Here is a 20,473-nt window from a genome sequence, read left to right on the forward strand (position 1 = left end):
GCGGAGTGTTGACACTCTGCTTTTTTTGTTTGGAATTTAAAATTATTTTTTCGAGAATCTCATAAGACTAGTTGAAACGCTATCACATTTCAATTAAAATATAAAAGAATAATAAGAAGTAGAAGATGGGGGAATGGGATTGAAAAAAGATATCGAAATCGCTCGTGCAATTGAAAAAGAAAAGATTGTAACAATTGCTAAAAAAATGAACTTAACTCCCGATGATTTAGAATTATATGGGAATTATAAAGCTAAAATAACTTTAGAAAAGCACACAGAATCAATCGAACAAGGGAAAATGGTACTAGTAACAGCTATTAATCCAACACCGGCTGGAGAAGGCAAATCAACTGTCAGTATCGGTCTTGCTGATGCGATGAATGCTAGTGGCTATCAAACGGTGGTGGCATTACGTGAACCATCATTAGGACCAACACTAGGCATTAAAGGTGGAGCAACAGGTGGTGGACAGGCACAAATTGTCCCAATGGAAGATATCAATCTACACTTTACTGGTGATATTCATGCCATTTCAACAGCCAATAATGCTCTCTCAGCCTTAATTGATAATCATATTTATCAAGGCAATGAATTACAAATTGATCCGCGACGCATTACTTGGAAACGGGTTGTTGATTTAAATGATCGCGCCTTACGTCATGTGGTTGTTGGCTTAGGTGGGCCAATCCAAGGCGTTCCACGTGAAGATGGCTTTGATATTACGGTAGCTAGTGAGATTATGGCGATTCTTTGTTTAGCCAAAGATCTGAAAGACTTAAAAGAACGCATTAGTCAGATTGTGATTGGTTATACTTATGATAAAGAACCCATTAGCGTGAAAGATTTAAAAGTTGAAGGGGTTATTACAGCTTTACTAAAAGATGCCATCAAACCAAATCTAGTTCAAACACTAGAACACACACCAGCGATTGTACATGGGGGCCCCTTTGCCAATATTGCTCATGGGTGTAATAGTATTATTGCGACCAAAATAGCTTTACAACATGCAGATTATGTGATTACAGAAGCTGGATTTGGGGCAGATTTAGGTGCTGAAAAGTTCTTAGATATTAAAGTGCCACAATTAGAGAAGGCTCCTGATGCTATTGTTATTGTTGCAACTATCCGCTCCTTAAAAATGCATGGTGGCGTATCATTAGCTGATTTAGCTAAGGGAGAAAATATTCCAGCTATTAGAGATGGTTTTAGTAATTTAGCCAAACATATTGATAGCTTAAAAGCCTATCATGTCCCAGTCATTGTATCGTTAAATGAATTCACAACGGATACTAAATCTGAATTAGAAGCCGTTAAAGAAATGTGTGATAAGCAAGCTATTCCTTGTGTAGAGACATCCATTTGGGCGAACGGTTCAAAAGGTGGTTTAGAATTAGCAAAAACAGTCGTAGATGCCATTCAAACAAATACAAATGACTATACGCCATTAATTCCAGAAGGTACAAGTATGCAAGAAAAAATTGCGTTAATCGCTAAGAATACTTATGGGGCAACAACGATTGAATATAGTGCCAAAGCATTAACACAAATCAAACAATATCAAGAATTAGGTTGGGGAGAATTGCCTATTTGTATGGCTAAAACACAATACTCATTATCGGATAATCCTAAATTATTAGGTAGACCAACTGATTTTGCGATTCATATTCGTGAATTTGTACCAAAGATTGGTGCAGGATTTATTGTGGCTTTAACTGGTAATGTGATGACAATGCCAGGTTTAACAAAAGAACCAGCAGCTTTAGAGATTGATATTGATGAAAACGGGAATATTTCTGGACTTTTCTAGACGAAAATATGAAAGGAAATAGACAGAATTGTTGCTATATCTTAAGGATTTAGATATAATAAAGGTGATTGAATCATTAAGGAGGAATGGAATTGAAACTAAAGAAAAAATTAATGTTATTAACAAGCATGTTAGTAGTTGGTGCAATCTCATCACCAATGACTTTTGCAGAAGATAATACTAAACAAGAAAATCCAACAGCACAAGTTGGTACGGTTGAAAACAATGATGGGAATGTAGTAAATGATTCTCAATCAGCAGTTGATAATAAACCAGACACAGAAACACCAGATAATAATGGTGAAGTAGTTGACCCAACTCCGGATCCAGAAAAACCAGTTGAACCAGCCATCAAAACAGGTTGGGATGGCGCCTCTTATTATATAGATGGCGAAAAAGTAACAGATAAATGGTTAGAAGTTACAGCTAAAGATGCCAAAGATAATGAAACAAAAACATATTGGTACTTCTTTGATGAAAATGGTCAATATGTAACAAATTCTTGGAAAGGTTCATACTACCTAAAAGACAATGGTCAAATGGCGTCTAACGAATGGATCTTTGATAAAGATTATGACAATTGGTTCTTTATTAATGAAGATGGTACTTATGCTCGTTATACATGGAAAGGTTCATATTTCTTAACACAATGGGGTCAAATGGCTAAAGACGGTTGGGCTTGGAGTCCAGATACTGGTTGGCACTACTTCAATACAGATGGTACTTATGTTCAAAACAAATGGATAGGTGCTTATTACATTAAACAATGGGGTTATATGGCGTCTAACGAATGGATCTGGGATAAAGACTACAACAATTGGTTCTTTATCAATGAAGATGGTTCATATGCTCGTTATACATGGAAAGGTTCATATTTCTTAACACAATGGGGCGAAATGGCTAAAGATGGTTGGGCTTGGAGTCCAGATACTGGTTGGCACTATTTTAATCCAGATGGTACTTATGTTCAAAATCGTTGGGTAGGTGCTTACTACATTAAACAATGGGGCTATATGGCGCATAATGAATGGATTTATGATAATAACTATAGCAATTGGTTCTTTATCAAAGAAGATGGTAGATACGCTCGTAATGAATGGATTGGTACATATTATGTTGGAGCAAATGGTGCATATGACAAAAATTATATGGGTACTGATTGGTCTGTTGTGAATGGTACTTGGAAATCACGTTCTGGAAAAGAATATAAAAATGTGGGCTCAGATTTAGTAGTTATTAGTATTGATCAACAAAAATTATGGATTGTACGTAATGGTGATATTGTAACGAATTTAAATGTTGTTACAGGATTACAACATGTACATGATACTCCAAGAGGTAAATTCTCTATTCAAAATAAACAATCTCCAACAGTTTTAGTTGGAGCAGGTTATGCTTCTCCTGTAAGTTACTGGATTCCATTTATTGGTAATTTATATGGAATTCACGATGCATCATGGCAACCATCATATGTCTTTAATAGCGCAAGTTCATTTAAAACAATGGGCTCTAAAGGTTGTGTAAATGTTAAACCTTCTCAAATGGGGCAAGTTTACTCAAAAACTTATGTTGGCATGCCAGTTATTATCTATTAATTAGAATTTAATCAGAATAAAACTTATAGAAGGGATATACTTAAAATGGTATATCTCTTTTTTTAGGTTCTAAACGTGGTAAAATAAAATTATCAAAAAAATAAAAAAATCATTAAAAAAATTCGTAAGATAAAGTAGGAGGGAAATTAATGAATGCGGAAATTATTTCTGTTGGTACAGAATTATTAATGGGGCAAATCGTTAATACGAATAGTGCTTATCTAGCAAATCAATTAGCAGAACTACATATTTCGGTCTATTTTCAACAAACGGTCGGCGATAATCAAAAAAGGCTTTTAGAAGCATTAACACTAGCTCGCTCAAGAAGTGATATTATTATTTTAACAGGTGGTTTAGGTCCGACAACTGATGATTTGACTAAGCAAACCGTAGCCTTATTTTTACAAGAAGAATTGGTAGAAAATCAACAAGCGCTTGATAGAATCATTCATTATCATAAGCAAGCACATCGTCATATGGCGCCTAATAATCGTTTGCAAGCTTTGTCATTTACAAAGGGTGAAACATTGCAGAATTCAGTAGGGTTAGCTACAGGTGCCATTATTTGTCAAGAAGATACACATTACGTATTATTACCAGGCCCTCCAAGTGAATTAATGAATATGTTTCAAAAGGGGGTTGTGCCATATTTAAAGAATGTCAGTCAATCAAATCTTGTCTTTAGTTCACGATTTTTGCGTTTCTTTGGTATTGGAGAATCGCAGTTGGTCACAGATTTAAAAGAATTCATTGATACGCAAGAAAATCCAACAATCGCACCTTATGCTGGGAGTTATGAAGTAGTCCTTCGTTTAACAGCAAATGGAGAATCAGAAGCAGAATGCATTGAAAGGTTAGATCAATTAGAAGATAAGATCCAAGCAATTAGTGGTTCGTATTTTTATGGATATGGAAGAGATAACTCACTAGCAAAAGTAGCAACGGAAAGCTTATTGGCAAGTGGTCAGACAATTGCAGTTGCAGAAAGTTTAACAGCTGGATTATTTCAAGCGACATTAGGTGATCAAGCAGGGATTTCTGCAAGCTTTTTAGGTGGTATGGTTACTTATAGCACAGAAAGTAAAGTCGAACAATTAGGAGTCAGCCAAGAACTGGTTGAAGAATTCGGTGTTGTTAGTCAAGAAGTTGCGCTTGAGATGGCTGAAAAAGTTCGTCAAAAGTTTACTAGTGATATCGGAATGGGCTTTACTGGCGTGGCAGGACCTTCTATGCAAGAAGATAAACCAGTTGGCACAGTCTTTGTAGCTATTGCCAGTGCAAGTGAGAGTCATTGTTTAGCATTGCATCTACCTCATGGGCGTACAGGGAATCGTGAATTAGCTGTCCAATATGGCTTAGATTTATTAAGAAGAACATTAGAAAAATAAAAAAACCGAACAAGTATTCGCTTTTTACTTGCACTTTACTAAAAAAGTGTGTAGTATACATAAGTGAAGAAAGATTCTAAGTGAATAGAATATGGAGGAATAAGAATGGTAGCAAATGATCATCGCGAAAAAGCATTGCAAGATGCATTAAAAAAAATTGAGCGTGACTATGGTAAAGGAGCAGTAATGAAGCTTGGTGAAAAGGTGGATACCCGAATTAAAACAATTCCCTCAGGCTCATTAGCTTTAGACGTTGCTTTAGGAGTAGGCGGATTTCCTAGAGGACGTATTATTGAAGTTTATGGACCAGAATCATCAGGTAAGACAACAGTGGCATTACACGCTATTGCTGAAGTACAAAAAGCTGGTGGTGTAGCAGCTTTTATCGATGCTGAACATGCGCTAGATCCAGAATATGCGACTGCATTAGGCGTTAATATTGATGAATTATTATTATCTCAACCAGATACAGGTGAACAAGGCTTAGGGATTGCGGATGCTTTAGTATCTTCAGGAGCAATTGATATTGTTGTTGTCGATTCAGTTGCCGCTTTAGTGCCACGTGCTGAGATTGATGGTGATATGGGGGATGCCCACGTTGGGTTACAGGCTCGTTTAATGTCTCAAGCTCTACGTAAATTGTCAGGCTCAATCAATAAGACGAAGACAATTACAATCTTTATTAACCAAATCCGTGAAAAAGTTGGAGTAATGTTTGGTAATCCTGAAACAACACCTGGTGGGCGTGCCTTAAAATTCTATTCAACAGTTCGTTTAGAAGTGCGTCGTGCTGAACAAATTAAAAATGGTACGGAAATTATTGGTAATAGAACTAAGATTAAAGTTGTTAAGAATAAAGTAGCTCCACCATTCCGTATTGCAGAAGTGGATATTATGTATGGTGAAGGAATCTCACAAGTCGGTGAATTAATCGATATGGCTAGTGAATTAGATATTATTAAGAAAAGTGGTTCATGGTATTCATATGGGGAAGATCGCATTGGTCAAGGACGTGAGAATGCTAAGAATTACTTAAAAGAACATCCAGAAATGCGTGAAGAAGTCGAAAAACGTGTTCGTCAACACTATAATATGGGTGAAGAAGTTGAAGGCGAAGAACAAGCCGAACAAGTAGAATCAGCTGAATAATCCATTAATAAAGGCTCGCTAATCTATTGTATTAGCAAGTCTTTTTTATTATGATAGAGCTAAAAAGTGGAGGTGTTTTTATGGCGAATATCATCATTAAAAATCAGCATTATCCGATTAAAGCTATTTTATTTGATAAGGATGGTACGATAACGGAATTAGGTGATTTTTGGACAGAACCAACGATTGGTTTTATGAACCGAATAGTAAATGATTTTCCCAATAAAACTTATCATTCAAAAGAAAAAGAAGAGATATTTTTACATGCGGGGATAAAAGGGGATGAATTACTGCCTGATAGTTTGGCGACGGCTGGTAGTATGAAGGATTTTGCTAATTTTTTAGCAGATTACTCTATAATGGATGGCAAAGAGCTCTATCAGGAAGCCTTAGCTTATTTTTGTAAGTATATTGAACAATACCCTGAAAGAATTAAGCCGCTTGGTGATTTAGCGTATTTATTTGAGAGATTAAAGACGGCAAATCTTTTAATTGGTTTAGTTACAAATGATAGCTTACAGACGACTCATTTAATATTAGAGAAGCTAGAGATTAAAGACTTTTTTAGTTTTGTGGCAACGCCGAATGAGTTTCCTGAAAAGCCTTCACGAGTGTCTTTAGATGCTTTTTGTGAACAATTCCAATGTAAACCCGAAGAAGTCGTCTATGTCGGAGATTCATTAGGTGATATGGCATATGGTCAACACACTTTAGCATCAATTGCGGTTATGAATCATCCATCAAGTCAAGCGGCTTTAATCGCATCTAGTCAGGTACAAATTGGGTCAGTGATGGATTTATTATCATTAATAGAATGCGATTAATTATGAAAGTGTCCTATACAAAAGTGCCTAATATTGCTATAATCAAATAAATATAGTATTAATTAGGGGTGCCAAGATGGATATAGTAATACAATTTTTTAAAAAGAAAAATGTCCAACGCTTTATTATATTCTGTATGATATCAATTGCAATTATTTTTATAGCAAAGCCTTTAATCGGTGAAATAGCAGATGGATTAAAGGATGTAACGATTATGAATGAGACGGAATTGTATACAAAATATGATGGAGAAGGGAATAATGAAAAGACACTGAAAATGATTTCTAAAGGAAGTAAAGTCAAGATATTAGAGACGCGTGGTGATTGGTTAAAGATTAAGGATGAAGAAGGTATTGAAGGTTGGATTTCTAAGGCTAGTTTAGATAAAAAAGCTGAGGAAAAGACCACAGTGAATAATCCTACCTATCAAGTAGTGACAATTGAACAAGAACAAGGAATTGTCTATACACAAGCATCAGTTCAATCAATGCGTATGGGTGAAGTAGCTCGGTATGCGCATTTGTTATTGTTACATGATTTTGGTGATGGTTGGGCGCAAGTTCAATATAATGGCCAGGTTGGTTGGGTAGAGACAAAAGACAATGCCATTAATAAAATTGCGACTACAATCGATAGTCCGGAAGCTGTTATTTATGATAAGCCAAATACTAGTGCCAATGTTATTGTAACGCCAGGCCCAGGAGTAGCTTTACAAGTATTAGAAGAATATCCTAAGTTTATAAAAGTAAAATATCAACAGTACACAGGATATATCGAAGGGAATAAAGTAACAGATGCAATTGGTGTCTTGAGAGATTTATTGCGCGATCAGACACATGCAGAACAAGTCCCAACAAATAAAAAAATATTAGTGACCAAATTAAATGAAACCCCAATTGTTGCTGAACCTAACGGAGAAGGCCAAGTGCTAACAACCATTAGTGCTGGAACACAATTGGATTATGAGGATCGTGATGGTGACTACTACAAAATCACGCTAACTTCTGGACAAGTAGGCTATATTCCTTATTGGTTAGTGATTACTAATTTTGCGCCAATTGAAAGCGATGCTACTATCCCAACATCATTAGCAGAAGCAACAATTGTTTTGGATCCAGGACATGGTGGAGTTGATCCGGGGGCGGTCGTTGATTTTAGTCCGGTACATGAAGCGGACTTAACATTACCAACAGCTCAAGCGGTGAAAGCAGCTCTTGAACAAAAAGGAGCGCAAGTGATTTTAACTCGTGAAGATGATTCATCGGTTGGTTTAGTTGAGCGTGCAGAGATTAGTAATAAGAATAATGCCGATATATTCTTGAGTTTGCATTATGATTCTACCGTAGTTGATACTGTTTCGGGTACTACTGTTTATTATTATAGTGCTAATGATCAATCTCTAGCAGAAACGGTTGCGCGTTATTTAAAAGCAAAATTACCACTTCCAAATAATGGCGCATATTTCGAAAATTATGCCGTAACCCGTGAGAATAATCAACCTGCTTTATTAATTGAATTAGGCTATTTAAATAATCATTCTGATAATGCTGTTGTTAATTCAAAAGATTATCAAGAATTAGTAGCAGATGCCATTGTAGCGGCTTTAGAAGAATATTTCCAATAAAGTTAAATAATAGAGTCTTATCGCTTAAACAGGTGATAGGGCTTTATTTTTTGGATAATGACTAACAATCAGAAGACTTGAAGACTAGCTAAAAGTAACGTAAAATAGAATAGTATAGAAACTTAGGGGGAATAAGATGTTAATTGGATCACATGTATCAATGAAAGGCAAGGAAATGCTTTTAGGCTCAGCAAAAGAAGCCAATAGTTATCAAGCTAATGTGTTAATGGTTTACACAGGTGCACCACAAAATACTAAAAGAAAACCAATCGAAGAGATGAATATTCAAGCAGGACAAAATTATATGGAAGAACATGGCTTAGAAGAAGTCGTTGTTCATGCGCCATACATTATTAATTTAGGCAATACGATTAAGCCAGGCTACTTGGATTTTGCGATTGATTTTTTACGAGAAGAGATTAAGCGTGCTGAAGCAGTTGGAGCTAAGCAACTAGTCTTACATCCAGGAGCACATGTTAAAGCTGGGACAGAAGCCGGTTTAGCGCAAATTATTAAAGGATTGAATGAAGTGATTGATCGTGAACAAAAGCTTTCTATTGCTTTAGAGACTATGGCTGGTAAAGGAACTGAATTAGGTCGTACTTTCGAAGAATTAGCAACGATTATTGATGGGGTTCACTATAATGAAAAGTTATCAATCACATTCGATACTTGCCATGTGCATGATGCAGGTTATAATATCAAAGAAGATTTATCAGGAGTACTAACAAAATTCGATAAGATTATCGGTTTGGATCGTTTACAAGTATTGCATGTCAATGATTCTAAAAATATTTGTGGAGCTAAAAAAGACCGCCATGCTAACTTTGGCTTTGGTGAAATTGGTTTTGAAGCGTTAATGCAAGTGGTTAATGAACCGATATTTAAAGATATTCCAAAAATCTTAGAAACACCTTGGGTAGGAGAAGATAAAAAGAATCAAGTAGCTCCATACCAACGTGAAATTGACATGATTAGAAAAAATCAATTTGATCCAATGATGCTAGAAAAACTAATGGCTCAATAATGTTAAAGGGGAGATGATTAGATGGTAGAACATTCTAAATTATGCCGTTGCTCATGTGATACACATCGTCATAATGAACAACACGGACATAAACATTCAAAAGACTGTCAAGTAACAACTGCAATTGAAGTCTTAAAAAAAGCTGGATTAAAATATACAAAAAAACGTGAAAAAATGATTGAAGTATTTATTAATGAAAATCGCTATCTATCAGCTCGTCAAGTCCAAGAAATACTAACAAAAGAGTATCCAAGTTTAAGTTATGATACAATCTACCGTAATTTATATACATATGTTTCATTGAACATTTTAGAAGAAACAGAATTAAACGGTGAAAAGCTATTCCGCTTCCGCTGTCAAACACATTCGCATCACCATCACTTTATTTGTGAAAGATGCGGACGAACAAAGGAAATCCCGATTTGCCCAATGGATTATTTTGAAGACCAGTTGAAAGATTGCCAAATTACTAGCCATAGATTTGAAATTTTTGGTATCTGTGATTATTGTTTAGCGCATGATTCAGAAAGCTTGTGAAAATAATAAGAATTTATTTTCAAAAAAGATTGACTTAATTTCAAACATTGCTTATAATAAACAAAGGACAAATTCTATTGAATACATTTTAAAAATGTGAGGATAGAAACAGTTACTTTTTAGTTCGGAGGGAGGGAAAAGAATATGTCAAAAACAGTTGTTCGCAAAAACGAATCACTTGATGATGCTCTTCGTCGCTTCAAACGTACTGTTTCTAAAACAGGTACTTTACAAGAGGCTCGCAAACGTGAGTTTTACGAAAAACCAAGCGTGAGACGTAAGAAAAAATCTGAGGCAGCACGTAAACGTAAATTCTAATCTAATAAAATTAGATCATTACAAATTTTTAGCTGGAATTTCATTATTCCGGCTTTTTTTGTGCGCATTTTTTGAAAGAATACCAAGAAAACCTCATAAGCTTTAGCTTTGTGTATGGCACCTCATGCAAGAACGATTTGTCGAGAATAATTCCTAAAACTAGATAAACTAATTATCCCCCGCAAAAGATTAGCTTCTCTAAAGTTTTCGTAAATACCAATGGTCGACTCTGATTGAGTGGGCTATTTTTTTGTGATATAATATCCTAATAAACAGTGTTGTCTAAAATGATTCTAGCTTGTTTGCGAATAAAGGCAATAATGATTTTTGACACTAATAAGATAAAAGATACAACATATCAAGGAGGAAGTAAAATGAGTTTAAAAGAAGTATTAAATAATGATATTAAAACAGCTATGAAGGCAAGAGATAAAGCGACATTAGATGTTTTAAGAATGATTAAAAGTGCAGTACAAAAGGAAGAATTAACGAAAAAGGCTGAATTAACTGCAGAGGAAGAATTAACTATCTTATCACGTGAAGCAAAACAACGTCGCGACTCTCTAGCAGAATTCATTAAAGCAGAACGTGAAGATTTAATCGAAAAAACAAAAGTAGAAATCAGTATTGTTGAAAAATATTTACCAAAACAATTATCAGCAGAAGAAGTACAAGAAATTATTCGTGAAACTGCCAAAGATATTGAAGCAGATTCAATGAAAGCATTCGGTAAATTAATGGGTGCTGTAATGCCTAAATTAAAAGGTAAAGCAGATGGTAATGTTATTAAAGAAGAAGTTAAAAAATTCTTATCATAAAATTTAGTAAGTCTAAGGGGGATGGGATTTGGATAAAGAGTTAGTAGAAGACCTTGTGATGATTGTTGACTCAACTATTCTATCGGCTTTATTTGGGGCACACGATCAACATATCCAATTAATAGAAGATTCTTTTCAAGTGGAGATTGCTGTAAGAGGAGAAAAAGTTACTATTAAAGGGGATCAAGAGGTAGTACAACAAGTCCGTTTATTATTAGAAGAATTACAAAATTTATTATTAAAAGGAACGCCAATTACACAAACTGATATTGCGAGTGCTATTAAGATGTGTAAAAAAGGTACGCTAGATTATTTTGTGAATTTATATAACGAAGAGATAGGGCGTACATATGCAGGGAAGCCAATTCGTGCTAAAACTTATGGCCAACAGCAATATATTCACGCAATTAAAAAGACGGATGTGATTTTTGGTGTGGGGCCTGCTGGTACAGGTAAGACTTATTTAGCGGTTGTCATGGCTGTTAATGCTTTAAAAAAAGGTGATGTTAAAAAGATTATTTTAACTAGGCCGGCTGTTGAAGCAGGGGAGAGTCTTGGATTTTTACCAGGAGATTTAAAAGAAAAAGTCGATCCTTATTTACGTCCGATTTATGATGCTTTGTATAATATATATGGTGTGGAGCATACAAATCGTCTCTTAGAACGTGGCGTGATTGAGATTGCACCATTAGCATATATGCGTGGTCGTACTTTAGAAGATGCTTTTATTATTTTAGATGAAGCACAGAATACGACTAAAGCGCAAATGAAAATGTTTTTAACTCGTTTAGGATTTGGCTCAAAAATGATTGTGAATGGTGATAAAACACAAGTCGATTTACCAAAAGGCACAACTGGCAGTGGGCTTGTCGACGCTTGTCAAAAATTAAAAGGAATCAATGGCATAGCTTTCGTTGAATTTGATGAAATGGATGTTGTAAGGCATCCGATTGTCTCAAGTATTATCAATGCTTATAAAGAAGATGATGAACATTAAGAAAGCGAGGATGTTATGAAACAAAAATTAAGGTATGTACAAAGGAAGTTAGGAACTTTTTACCTTCCGATACTATTGGCACTATTTGTTGTTATTTCAGTATTAATTAGTTGGACCAGTATTAGACCTAAACAATACTCTTTCCAATTGAATGAAGTAGCACAAGAGACTATTCGTGCTACTAGAACTGTAGAAGATACCGAACAAACAAAAATTAATAAACAAGTTGCTAGTGATAGCGTCGTTGATATCTATCATTATGATAGCGAGATTGTGAATCAGCAATTAGACTATATTACGAACTTTTTCTCAGCTATTCGCGTAGTTGCAGGGAAATCATCAGCAGATATTGGTATGGCTCTAGGAAAGGTGTCAAGCGATGATAGTACTACCTCTAAAAATTATGTAGCGACTATGGAAGATCGTGTACAATTTTTCCGTAAGAGCTTGGATGAAACCAATAAAAATATTAAAGATTATGCTGTTTTTATTCCAGATTGGGCAATTAGTGCGGTATTAAGTGCTAATGATACACAATTAACCAATTACGAAACAGTACTCCATCAAATTGTTCAAGAAGAAATGTCTACATCAATTAAAGAGTCAAATCTTACAGAAGTTACAGAAGAAGCGGATAAGCGATTATTTTATTATAATTTCACTGATAAAGAGCGTGAATTATTAGAAGAATTGCTAAATAATGCGATTATTAGTAATAATGTATTAGATACCCAAGCAACAGAACGAGCCAAGGAAGCGGCTGCTGATGCGGTTAATCCGGTAAAAATTCTTCAAGGACAAGTTATTGTACAAAAAGGACAAGTCATCAATACAACCGATATTAAGCAATTAGAATTATTAGGAATGATGAATAGTACTCCAAGTTATCATGTATTATTAGGTTATATTGCTTTATTAGCGATTGTAGTGATTGTATTAGCGAAAAATTATTACAGAGAATTAAAGAAATGTACTACCGAAGATCAAAAGGAAACAGTTGCTACTCAAACAACAGCTTTTGTATTTTTCTTTATCATTTCACTAATTGGTTTAGTAGTTATTCAATTAATTCAAGCAAGGGGTACTGATGAAGTTGGTTTATTATTCCCTGTTGGAGCAATTACTTATTTAGTTTATCGTGCGACTCATAAAATGCGTTATGCTTTAGGGACATTAACTTTTCTTCCGATATTTGCATTGTTTATCTATCAAACAGAATCAAATCTTTTACAAGTCATTATTGTTTTCTCATTTTATTTATTGGTGGGGATGATTGGTTTTGTATTAGCATTACAAGCAGATAAACGTGAATTGTCTATGAAACATTTTTTATCGGTTGTTATTATTCATGTATTAGCGATTAGTCCATTGGTTTTATATAGTAATTATGAAATCTATTCAAAACCAGTAGTCTTAATGTTAATCTTTTCGGTGATTAATGCGATTGAGACAGTCTTAATACCGGTTATTGTTGAGCCGTATGTAGAGTATTTATTTGAAGATAGCTCAGTCTTATTATTAACTGAATTATCAAATCCAAACCAAGAATTACTAAAACAATTAATTACGATTGCGCCAGGAACCTATCATCATAGTTTAATGGTTGCTAATATTTCAGCCAATTGTGTGGAAGCGGTAGGGGGAGATTCACTTCTTGCTAGAGTGGCAAGTTATTATCATGATATTGGTAAGATTGAACACCCATTATTCTTTATTGAGAATTTACCTGCTGGAATGGAAAGCCCACATAAATTATTAACCCCATATGAATCTAAAGAGATTATCTTTGGACATGTAACTAAGGGAGTAAAAATTTTGGAACAGCACGGCTTACCACAACCAATTATTGATGTATGTGCCCAACACCATGGTACAACCCTAATGAAATACTTCTATGCAGAAGCCTTAAAATCAGATCCTGACGCTAAAGAAGAAGATTTTAGATATCCAGGACCAAAGCCACAAACAAAAGAGGCAGCTATTATTAATTTAGTAGATAGTGCTGAAGCTGCTACACGTGCGATGAAAGAGCCAACCTTAGAAAAAGTTGAAAAACTAGTTCATGGATTAGTGATGAGTCGTGTAGAAGATGAACAATATATTGAATGTAATTTAACAATTCAAGAATTGAAAATCGTTGAGAAAAATATCGTCACCTCTTTAAATGGAACATTCCATTCAAGAATCGAATACCCAACGATTAATAAGAAAGGAAGTAAATAGCATGCAAGTTGAATTAATCGATGAAACAGAAGTAGTAGAACAAGCTTTTCAAGATTTAGTAGAAGATATTGTTAAGTTCGCAGCTGATTATATGAAATATCCAGCCAATCGTGAATGTTCCATTACTTTTATTTCAAACGAAAGAATTCGTGAAATTAATCGCGAATTTCGTAATAAAGATGCAGTAACAGATGTCATTAGTTTTGCGTTAAATGATGATGATGCTGATTTATTCTCTATGATGGAGATTGAAGGCGAGGATACTGATTTTGTAACAACAATTGGGGATATTGTTATCTCAGTAGACCGTGCTAAAGAGCAAGCAGCAGATTATGGTCATTCAATTGAGCGTGAGCTTGGATTCTTAGCATTACATGGATTCTTACATTTAAATGGTTATGATCACCAAACGCCTGAAGAAGAAGCAGAAATGATGGGGCTTCAGGAAGAAATCTTAACAGCATATGGTTTACAAAGAGATTAATAAGCAAACGGAAAAGAACCCCGACTTTTTCCAATCATTTCGTCATGCGATAGATGGTATTATTACTGTCTATCGTGATGAGCGAAATATGCGCTACCATACCTTAATTGGTGTCATTCCATTAGTATTAGCATGGTTCCTTAATGTTTCAGCTTTAGAGTGGATTATGCTAATCTTTTGCATATTCTTTGTGATATTGATGGAATTTTTAAATACTATTACGGAAAATGTAGTGGATTTAATTGTGGATCATAAGTATCATATTTTAGCAAAGAAAGCTAAGGATATTGCAGCCGGGTCAGTATTAATTACGGCCGCATTTACGGTAATAGTAGCAGGTATTATTTTTATACCAAAAATTATAGATTTACTAGTAATGAATAGATAGGAGAATATATGTTTAATAAACCAGGATTCAAATCAGGCTTCGTTGCCATCGTAGGGCGTCCCAATGTAGGGAAATCAACATTTATGAACAGAGTATTAGGTCAAAAAATTGCGATTATGTCCGACAAAGCTCAAACAACAAGAAATAAAATTCAAGGTGTCTATACACAAGATGACGCACAAATCGTATTCTTAGATACACCAGGAATTCACAAACCTAAACACGAATTAGGGAACTTCATGGTAGAAAGTGCTTATTCAGCTTTAAAAGAAATCGATGCCGTCTTATTTATGGTTAATGCCAATGAAAAGCGTGGACCAGGAGATGACTTTATCATTGAAAAGCTAAAAAATGTTAAAGCACCAATCTTCTTAGTTGTAAACAAAATCGATTTAGTATCACCAGACGAATTAATTGAACGTATTGATCGTTACCAAGATACAATTAATTTTGAAAAAGTCATTCCAATTTCTGCTTTAGAAGGAAATAATGTCGATACATTAATGACGGAATTAGTAGACGCTTTACCAGAAGGACCACAATACTATCCAAGTGATCAAGTAACTGACCACCCAGAATATTTCATCGTTTCTGAATTAATTCGTGAAAAAATCTTACAATTAACTCAAGAAGAAATTCCTCACTCAGTTGCCGTAACCGTTGATAAAATGCAACGTGATGAATACGATAAAGTCCATGTATATGCGAATATTATTGTAGAACGTTCATCTCAAAAAGGAATGGTCATCGGTAAAGGTGGTAAATTATTAAAAGAAGTCGGTATCCGCGCAAGAAAAGATATCGAAGCTTTATTAGGGAATAAAGTCTATTTAGAATTATGGGTGAAAGTCGATAAAGATTGGCGTAAGAAAAAATCTCATATTGAAGATATGGGTTATCGTACAAGTGATTACAAAAAATAAAAATAGGTGATTAGATGACTTATTACCAAGAATTTGAGGGGATTGTCTTATTTCAATTACCTCATCGAGAAAAAGATGCTTTAGTAAAAATCTTTACAAAAGAGCATGGAAAAATGATGTTTTTTTTAAAAAACTTACAACAAAATAATCATCCTTTAAAAGCGGCTTCGGTACCATTTTCGAAAGCCGTCTTTTTAGGACATATTTCAGACCAAGGGCTATCTTTTTTAAAGGATAGTCGTGATTTAGTTCATTGTACCAGTGTTTTTGAAGATATTTATAAAAATGCTTATGCAACATATATGATGCATTTGGCTGATGCGGCGATTGAAGACCGTATTAAATCAGTGGCTTTGTATCAATTACTAGATGAATCTTTATTTGCTTTACAAAAGACGGATTGCCCGCAATTAGTGGTTCATTATTTTGAGATAAAGATGTTAGCATTTTTTGGTCTTAAAATGAATTGGGAGCATTGTGCTTTTTGTCAACAAACAAAAGGGGCATTTGACTTTTCAATTCCGCAACAATCGATTATTTGTTCAAGACATTTTGACGAAGATCCTTATCGTATGCAAATGTCACCGAAAGCCTTGCATATTGCGCGTCAATTAGCCTTTATTAAGAGTCCTAGACAATTAGGTCAAGTGCACCTTCATTCAGAGACACTAGCTGATTTAAAGCGTTTAATGGATGAAATATATGAAGAATATGTGGGGATTCATTTGAAAAGTAAAAAATATATAGAACAAATGATTGATTGGGAGAAAAAATTAACACAAATAAAAAAATAAAAAAGAAAGGTAGAGAGATATTATGAAAAATAACTTCGAGCAACAATTACGAAAAGACATTTTAAAACGTAATATCTTTCTATCAGTTTTATTAGTAATTGTCTTTTTTTGTAGTAGTTTACTTGGAATTTTGAGTTATGAATATCATCAGATCATAAGCTTTACCCAAGAGACTAGTAAAAAAATTGATGAGGTAAGTAGTGGTATTGATGGGTATTTGACAGCTATTAGTAATTATGAAGCCAAACTTTTTTTAGCAAGTCAAGAAAACAAACGCATTAAATATACTAATTTTTATAATGAGCATGGAACAAGTTTGTCAACGGATTTAGATATCGTGAATGTTGATTTTGAAGAAGTCTTCTCGACGAATAATCAGACTGTTAAGAGCTTGCTTTTTGATTATTTAAAGACAGTTTGCCAAAGTGTGGATTTTAAAGAGAATCCAATGATTGTTAGGATTTTTCATGATTTAGATGGTACAAGCTTTTTATTACAAGTTAAGCCCATTAGACAAGCAGGGAAAATCATTGGTTATGGGGTGGTTAGTCTGTCTAGTGATGAATTGCAACCCTTGATTCAGCATAGTGCGACTCATTATGTTGTTATGGACCAATTTAATAATTGTTTATTAACAAGTTCTGAACAATTTGTAGAAGGCTCATTAGATAAATTTGCCGAAGCATATCGTCATGTTCCGCGAATTTCCGTTAAGAATGGGCAATTAGTTTTTGCTAAAAAGCAACTGCTAGCAAATGGCTTAGAATTATTTACGTATAATAATGCCGTATCTGTGATGTTGTTATTTATTGTTATTTTAATTTTGGTGGGTATCCTGAGTATGGTCTTATTAGTAGAATCTTTTCGAATTTCTAAGACAATTGCGAAACGGAATGCCAAGTCAGTTAATCAATTAGTGAAAGAAACAGAATTAATTGTTCATGGTTATCAAATGAAGATTAATATGGATACAGGTGATGAATTTGAATATTTAGCTACTCAAATTAATAAGATGATTAATATTTTAAATCGGATGCACCATAATACATTATTATTAGAAAAAGAAAAACGACAAATGGAAAAATTATTATTAGACGCCCAGTTTAGGCCACATTTTTTATATAATACATTAGAGACAATGCGCGTAACGTGCTTTGATAATCCTAAAGTAACGGAAGCTTTAATCTTATCATTGAATCGTATTTTGCGGTATAGTGTTGATGATGGCTTGACAGATGTTATTTTAGAGGATGATTTAGAAGTATTAGAGGAATTTATGTACATTAATAGTGTGCGTTATCAAAAGTTTTCTTATGTGGTTGATGTAGAAGAAAGTCTTTTAATGCAAGTCTACCCTAAATTATTTTTATTACCATTAGTTGAAAATGCCTTGAAATATGGTATGCAATCAAGAGAAGATTTAGAAATTACTATTAAAGGCTATGTAAAAGGGGATAAAGCCTATTTTGATGTGTGTGATAATGGAGCAATCTGTAATGAGGAAGCTAAGGAAAGAATTTATCAACAAATTAATGGATCAGGCACCTTGCATGGTATATCGAATATTATCCGTCGTCTTCAAATGATGGACAAACAACCAGAATTAGTAATTCTTCGAGAACATCATCAAAATATTTTCCGAATTATTGTTAAGAATGGAGGGATTTGATGTTAAAAGTCGTAATTGTAGAAGATGAACACTTAATTCGTAAATGGATTAAGAACTGTCTGGAGACAAGTGATTTTGACATAAAAGTTGTTGGTGAAGCTTGTAATGGTGTAGAAGGAATTCAATTGATTGAAGCTAAGCAACCAGCTATTGTCTTAACAGATTTGAATATGCCACTTAAAACAGGTTTTGAAATGTTTGAAGCAACCACACATCTTAGTTATGAAAAAATAGTCTTGTCGGGCTATAATGATTTTCATAATGCACGAGAGGCCATCAAATACCAAGTCGTTGATTTTGTCGCGAAACCAATTCGTGCGGAAGAATTATACAAAGCCCTCCAAATTGCGATTTATCGTTATCAGCAAATGAATGTAAACCAACAAACTCAGATTGAAACAGCAAAAGTTGATATTGGATTAGCAACCTACCACGGCAATGATGAATGTGTTTTAAAAACATTAGCGTATTTACATCAGAATTATTCCGACAATAATACTATTGCTGAGATTTCTTTTCAATTGGGTTATAGTGAAAGTTATCTCTATAAGCGCTTTAAAGAAGAGATGGGCTTAACCATTAATCAATATAAGACCAAATACCGCATTTTGAAAGCCTTAAAATATATGGAAGATCAACCACATCTAAAAATATATGAAATTGCTGATGCAGTAGGTTTTAGTGATTATAATTACTTTAATCGTGTTTTTAAAAAAATAATTGGAATGAACGCCTCAGATTATAAAGAAAAACTCCAAGAGTAGAGAATTCTCTCTATTTTGTGGAGTTTTTTTATGTATTGAAAACGCTTTTTTGGTATATCCTTAATGTATAGAAAACGTTAACAAATCAATCAGGAGGTTTTTATAATGAAAAAAAGTATTAAATTTTTAGCAGCTAGTGTATTAGCTTTAGGATTAGTAGGTTGTTCTAATGGCGCAACAGATGATAATGCAGCAGATAAATTAGTCGTATATTCTCCAAACTCAGAAGGATTAATTAATGCAACAATTCCTGCTTTTGAACAAAAATATGGCGTTGAAGTAGAATTAATTCAAGCTGGTACAGGTGAGTTGTTCAAGAAAATTGAAAGTGAAAAAGAAGCTCCAGTTGCAGACGTTATTTTTGGTGGATCATATACACAATATGCAACTAATGGTGAATATTTTGCTGAATATGTCTCTCCAGAAGATGAAAATGTTGTTGAACAATACCGTAATACAACAGGATATTCAACACCTTATACTTTAGATGGTAGTGTATTAATCGTGAATCCTGATTTAACAGAAGGTATGAATATTACAGGATATAAAGATTTATTAAATACAGACTTAAAAGGGAAAATCGCAACAGCTGATCCGGCTAACTCATCAAGTGCATTTGCGCAACTAACTAATATGTTGATTGACAATGGTGGCTATGAAAGTGACGCTGCTTGGAAATATGTATTTGACTTATTTGACTTAATTGATGGTAAAGTATCATCAAGTTCATCAAATGTTTATAAAACGGTAGCAGATGGTGAAATGGCAGTAGGATTAACTTATGAAGATCCAACTGTTAAATTATTAAACGATGGCGCAAATGTAGAAATTGTTTACCCAGAAGAAGGAACAGTCTTCTTACCAGCATCAGCAGCCATCATTAAAGATGCACCACATATGGATAATGCGAAAAAATTTATTGATTTTATTATTTCACAAGAAACACAAGATGTATTAGGAACAACAACAACTAATCGTCCAGTACGTATTGGTGCAAAAACTAGTGATAATATGAAACCAATTGACGAAATTAAAATCTCAGAAGAAGATTACACATATGTTATTGAGCACAAAGCAGAAATCGTAGACCGTTACAATGAAGTATTTATTGACACACAATCTAACTAAAGCCAGAGAGGAATGA

Annotated in this window: 19 protein-coding genes; all 19 read left to right on the forward strand. The window is 34.2% G+C overall.

Annotated features, from left to right (window positions below):
• Positions 1-139: 139 nt before the first annotated feature.
• Positions 140-1,807, forward strand: coding sequence for a formate--tetrahydrofolate ligase (locus BMX09_RS00215; protein ID WP_089745544.1), 1,668 nt, complete (start codon positions 140-142; stop codon positions 1,805-1,807).
• 92 nt (positions 1,808-1,899) lie between these two features.
• Positions 1,900-3,402: a L,D-transpeptidase family protein gene (locus BMX09_RS00220; RefSeq protein WP_177159468.1), complete on the forward strand. Its 1,503-nt coding sequence runs from the start codon at positions 1,900-1,902 to the stop codon at positions 3,400-3,402.
• A gap of 149 nt (positions 3,403-3,551) precedes the next feature.
• Positions 3,552-4,790, forward strand: a complete 1,239-nt coding sequence (locus BMX09_RS00225) for a competence/damage-inducible protein A (RefSeq protein ID WP_089745440.1) — start codon at positions 3,552-3,554, stop codon at positions 4,788-4,790.
• A gap of 105 nt (positions 4,791-4,895) precedes the next feature.
• Positions 4,896-5,939, forward strand: coding sequence for a recombinase RecA (gene recA, locus BMX09_RS00230; RefSeq protein ID WP_089745442.1), 1,044 nt, complete (start codon positions 4,896-4,898; stop codon positions 5,937-5,939).
• Between the two features lie 80 nt (positions 5,940-6,019).
• On the forward strand, positions 6,020-6,763 hold the full coding sequence (locus BMX09_RS00235) for an HAD family hydrolase (protein WP_177159469.1): 744 nt from the start codon (positions 6,020-6,022) through the stop codon (positions 6,761-6,763).
• A gap of 76 nt (positions 6,764-6,839) precedes the next feature.
• A complete protein-coding gene (locus BMX09_RS00240; protein ID WP_089745446.1) occupies positions 6,840-8,387 on the forward strand; it encodes an N-acetylmuramoyl-L-alanine amidase in 1,548 nt (515 codons plus the stop codon).
• A gap of 136 nt (positions 8,388-8,523) precedes the next feature.
• Complete coding sequence (locus tag BMX09_RS00245) at positions 8,524-9,414, forward strand: deoxyribonuclease IV (protein ID WP_089745448.1); 891 nt, start codon at positions 8,524-8,526, stop codon at positions 9,412-9,414.
• A 21-nt stretch (positions 9,415-9,435) separates the two neighbouring features.
• Positions 9,436-9,951 carry a Fur family transcriptional regulator gene (locus BMX09_RS00250; protein WP_089745450.1) on the forward strand — a complete coding sequence of 172 codons (516 nt, stop codon included), beginning with the start codon at positions 9,436-9,438 and terminating at the stop codon, positions 9,949-9,951.
• Between the two features lie 144 nt (positions 9,952-10,095).
• Positions 10,096-10,269, forward strand: a complete 174-nt coding sequence (gene rpsU / locus BMX09_RS00255; RefSeq protein ID WP_005605651.1) for a 30S ribosomal protein S21 — start codon at positions 10,096-10,098, stop codon at positions 10,267-10,269.
• A gap of 320 nt (positions 10,270-10,589) precedes the next feature.
• A complete protein-coding gene (locus tag BMX09_RS00260; protein ID WP_407645237.1) occupies positions 10,590-11,087 on the forward strand; it encodes a GatB/YqeY domain-containing protein in 498 nt (165 codons plus the stop codon).
• A gap of 58 nt (positions 11,088-11,145) precedes the next feature.
• Positions 11,146-12,084 carry a PhoH family protein gene (locus BMX09_RS00265; RefSeq protein ID WP_089745546.1) on the forward strand — a complete coding sequence of 313 codons (939 nt, stop codon included), beginning with the start codon at positions 11,146-11,148 and terminating at the stop codon, positions 12,082-12,084.
• 15 nt (positions 12,085-12,099) lie between these two features.
• On the forward strand, positions 12,100-14,307 hold the full coding sequence (locus tag BMX09_RS00270) for an HD family phosphohydrolase (RefSeq protein WP_089745454.1): 2,208 nt from the start codon (positions 12,100-12,102) through the stop codon (positions 14,305-14,307).
• A 1-nt stretch (position 14,308) separates the two neighbouring features.
• Positions 14,309-14,791, forward strand: coding sequence for an rRNA maturation RNase YbeY (ybeY, locus tag BMX09_RS00275; RefSeq protein WP_089745455.1), 483 nt, complete (start codon positions 14,309-14,311; stop codon positions 14,789-14,791).
• Positions 14,772-15,179 (forward strand): diacylglycerol kinase family protein, encoded by a 408-nt coding sequence (locus tag BMX09_RS00280; RefSeq protein ID WP_089745457.1) that lies wholly within the window; start codon positions 14,772-14,774, stop codon positions 15,177-15,179. The genes ybeY and BMX09_RS00280 overlap by 20 nt, the downstream gene beginning before the upstream one ends.
• Before the next feature lie 8 nt (positions 15,180-15,187).
• Entirely contained in the window at positions 15,188-16,102 is a 915-nt protein-coding gene (gene era / locus BMX09_RS00285; protein WP_089745459.1) for a GTPase Era, read from the forward strand.
• 14 nt (positions 16,103-16,116) lie between these two features.
• A complete protein-coding gene (gene recO / locus BMX09_RS00290) occupies positions 16,117-16,896 on the forward strand; it encodes a DNA repair protein RecO (RefSeq protein ID WP_089745461.1) in 780 nt (259 codons plus the stop codon).
• A 22-nt stretch (positions 16,897-16,918) separates the two neighbouring features.
• Entirely contained in the window at positions 16,919-18,565 is a 1,647-nt protein-coding gene (locus BMX09_RS00295) for a sensor histidine kinase (protein ID WP_089745464.1), read from the forward strand.
• A complete protein-coding gene (locus tag BMX09_RS00300; protein WP_089745467.1) occupies positions 18,565-19,329 on the forward strand; it encodes a response regulator transcription factor in 765 nt (254 codons plus the stop codon). Before BMX09_RS00295 ends, BMX09_RS00300 begins: the two co-directional genes overlap by 1 nt.
• Before the next feature lie 105 nt (positions 19,330-19,434).
• Positions 19,435-20,457: an ABC transporter substrate-binding protein gene (locus tag BMX09_RS00305; protein ID WP_089745470.1), complete on the forward strand. Its 1,023-nt coding sequence runs from the start codon at positions 19,435-19,437 to the stop codon at positions 20,455-20,457.
• Positions 20,458-20,473 lie beyond the last annotated feature (16 nt).

The organism is Granulicatella balaenopterae, from assembly GCF_900111135.1.
GTDB lineage: Bacteria > Bacillota > Bacilli > Lactobacillales > Aerococcaceae > Granulicatella > Granulicatella balaenopterae.

Excerpts from the sequence above, each read along its gene's own strand:
- BMX09_RS00225 (WP_089745440.1), top strand. The coding sequence starts at position 3,552 with ATGAATGCGGAAATTATTTCTGTTGGTACAGAATTATTAATGGGGCAA.
- recA (WP_089745442.1), top strand. The coding sequence starts at position 4,896 with ATGGTAGCAAATGATCATCGCGAAAAAGCATTGCAAGATGCATTAAAA.
- BMX09_RS00235 (WP_177159469.1), top strand. The coding sequence starts at position 6,020 with ATGGCGAATATCATCATTAAAAATCAGCATTATCCGATTAAAGCTATT.
- BMX09_RS00240 (WP_089745446.1), top strand. The coding sequence starts at position 6,840 with ATGGATATAGTAATACAATTTTTTAAAAAGAAAAATGTCCAACGCTTT.
- BMX09_RS00245 (WP_089745448.1), top strand. The coding sequence starts at position 8,524 with ATGTTAATTGGATCACATGTATCAATGAAAGGCAAGGAAATGCTTTTA.
- BMX09_RS00250 (WP_089745450.1), top strand. The coding sequence starts at position 9,436 with ATGGTAGAACATTCTAAATTATGCCGTTGCTCATGTGATACACATCGT.
- rpsU (WP_005605651.1), top strand. The coding sequence starts at position 10,096 with ATGTCAAAAACAGTTGTTCGCAAAAACGAATCACTTGATGATGCTCTT.
- BMX09_RS00260 (WP_407645237.1), top strand. The coding sequence starts at position 10,590 with ATGATTTTTGACACTAATAAGATAAAAGATACAACATATCAAGGAGGA.
- BMX09_RS00265 (WP_089745546.1), top strand. The coding sequence starts at position 11,146 with ATGATTGTTGACTCAACTATTCTATCGGCTTTATTTGGGGCACACGAT.
- BMX09_RS00270 (WP_089745454.1), top strand. The coding sequence starts at position 12,100 with ATGAAACAAAAATTAAGGTATGTACAAAGGAAGTTAGGAACTTTTTAC.
- ybeY (WP_089745455.1), top strand. The coding sequence starts at position 14,309 with ATGCAAGTTGAATTAATCGATGAAACAGAAGTAGTAGAACAAGCTTTT.
- BMX09_RS00280 (WP_089745457.1), top strand. The coding sequence starts at position 14,772 with ATGGTTTACAAAGAGATTAATAAGCAAACGGAAAAGAACCCCGACTTT.
- era (WP_089745459.1), top strand. The coding sequence starts at position 15,188 with ATGTTTAATAAACCAGGATTCAAATCAGGCTTCGTTGCCATCGTAGGG.
- recO (WP_089745461.1), top strand. The coding sequence starts at position 16,117 with ATGACTTATTACCAAGAATTTGAGGGGATTGTCTTATTTCAATTACCT.
- BMX09_RS00295 (WP_089745464.1), top strand. The coding sequence starts at position 16,919 with ATGAAAAATAACTTCGAGCAACAATTACGAAAAGACATTTTAAAACGT.
- BMX09_RS00300 (WP_089745467.1), top strand. The coding sequence starts at position 18,565 with ATGTTAAAAGTCGTAATTGTAGAAGATGAACACTTAATTCGTAAATGG.
- BMX09_RS00305 (WP_089745470.1), top strand. The coding sequence starts at position 19,435 with ATGAAAAAAAGTATTAAATTTTTAGCAGCTAGTGTATTAGCTTTAGGA.